Raw genomic sequence first — 1979 nt, 5'->3', positions numbered from 1 at the left:
AACGAGGTCGGCCGCCCGCACCGCCACGCCGCGGTGCTGGTGCTGTTCTCGGGGTCGGCGCACGCCCCCGGCCCGCGTCCCCCGGAGGATGCCCGCGTGCTGCTCACGCACCGCGCACCGACCCTTCGCAGCCACTCCGGGCAGATCTCGTTCCCCGGTGGCGGGGTCGACGACACGGACAGCGGGCCGGTCGAGGCGGCCCTGCGCGAGGCGTGGGAGGAGACGGGACTGGAGAGCGACGGTGTGGACGTGCTCGCGGTGCTGCCCGAGTTGTACATCCCCGTCTCCAACTACTCCGTCGCCCCGGTGCTGGCCTACTGGCGGGAGCCGATGGAGGTCTCGTCGGTGGATCCGGCCGAGACCGCGAGGGTGATGACGGTGCCGGTGGGGGAGTTGCTCGACCCCGCCAATCGCTTCCTGCTGCGGCACTCGACCGGGTGGACGGGCCCCGCGTTCCAGCACGAGGACCTGGTGGTGTGGGGGTTCACCGCCGGGATCCTGGCCGCGATGTTCCATTCCGCGGGCTGGGACCTGGACTGGGACACCGATGACGTGCGTGATCTCGAGCAGACCCTGTCGGCCTCCGCGAACGGGGAGCGGCCCTGGCTGTCGGCGGAGGAGGCGCGACGCGAGTCCTCCGATCCGCTGGCGGACAGGACGGTCGCCGGGGTGCCCGGCGCCCGGTCAGGCCTCACCGGCGATGAGGACGAGGAACCGCTCGACCTGCCCGCCGACGAACCCCGGAGGGGGTACCGGTGACGGGCTCGCAGTGGCTCGACATCGCGCTGTACGCGCTCGCCGCGGCGGCCGCGATCTCGGGATGGATCAACGGGGCGGCGGCGTCCGGTTTCGCACTGCTCGGGGTGGCGATCGGCGCCACCTCCGGCCTGCTCGTGGCCCCTCATCTGGTCAGGGAACTCGATTCCCCCGTCGGACGGCTCGCGGCGGGGCTGGCCGTGATCGCGGTGATGGTGCTCATCGGCCAGATCGCCGGCGTGACGATCGGTCGTGCCGCCCGGCGCTACATCTCCGGGGCGGGGGCCAGGGTGCTCGACAGCACCGTCGGAGCCGTGTTCCAGGCCGCGGCGATGCTGCTGGTGGCGTGGTTGGTCGCCATCCCGGTGGCCGCGCAGGAGGGCCCGGGACTGGGCAAGGCGGTACGCGGGTCGTCGGTGCTGGCGAAGATCGACGACGTGGCGCCCGAGCAGATGCAGCGGATCCCCGCGGCGTTCACGTCGGTTCTCGGCACCACCGGGTTCCCCGACATCCTCGGCCCCTTCGGCACGACTCCGCTCCAGGAGGTGCCCCCGCCCGATCCCGTGCTCGCGGGCTCCGAGGTCGTGGCCGCGGTGCAGCCGTCCGTGCTCAAGATCCTGGGCCGCGCCGAGTCGTGCAGTCGCGCCCTGGAGGGCTCCGGCTTCGTGGCCTCCCCCGGACTGGTCATGACCAACGCGCACGTGGTGGCCGGTACGGACTCGGTGAGGGTCGTCGCCGGAGACCGGGAACTCGACGCGGACGTGGTGGTCTATGACCCGGGCGTCGACGTGGCGGTCCTGCGCGTACCGGGTCTCCAGGCCCCGGTCCTGCCCTTCGCCGACCGGCAGGGCCGCAGCGGCGACGACGCCATCGTGGTGGGCTACCCCGGTAACGGCCCCTACCGGCCGGACGCCGCACGCATCCGGGAGAGGGTGACCCTGCGCGGTCCGGACATCTACCGTGAGGCGACCGTCGAGCGCGAGGTGTACATCCTGCGTGGCTCGGTGCGCGAGGGCAATTCCGGGGGGCCGCTGATCACGCCGGCGGGGCAGGTCGTGGGCGTGGTCTTCGGTGCGGCGATGGACGCCGCCGACACCGGGTACGCGCTCACGGTCGAGCAGGTGCTGCCGCAGCTCGAGCGCGGGGTGGACTCGTTGGAGCCCGTCCCCACCGGCAGCTGCGTCGGGGCCCGCTGAGCGCAGACCCCGCCGTGGGCCCGCGGT

2 protein-coding genes are annotated in these 1979 nt (G+C 73.3%); both read left to right on the top strand.

Features of this window, described 5'->3' with window-relative positions; genetic code table 11:
- On the top strand, positions 1 to 759 hold a 759-nt coding region (locus G6026_RS11425), incomplete at its 5' end, for a CoA pyrophosphatase (RefSeq protein WP_182613244.1).
- Complete coding sequence (locus G6026_RS11420) at positions 756 to 1952, top strand: MarP family serine protease (RefSeq protein WP_182613243.1); 1197 nt, start codon at positions 756 to 758, stop codon at positions 1950 to 1952. The genes G6026_RS11425 and G6026_RS11420, both read left to right, overlap by 4 nt.
- The last annotated feature ends 27 nt before the right edge of the window (positions 1953 to 1979 follow it).

Source organism: Dietzia sp. DQ11-38-2 (assembly GCF_014145055.1).
Lineage (GTDB): Bacteria > Actinomycetota > Actinomycetes > Mycobacteriales > Mycobacteriaceae > Dietzia.
Note: the sequence above shows the minus strand (reverse complement) of the source record. Positions and strands in the feature narration are given on the sequence as shown.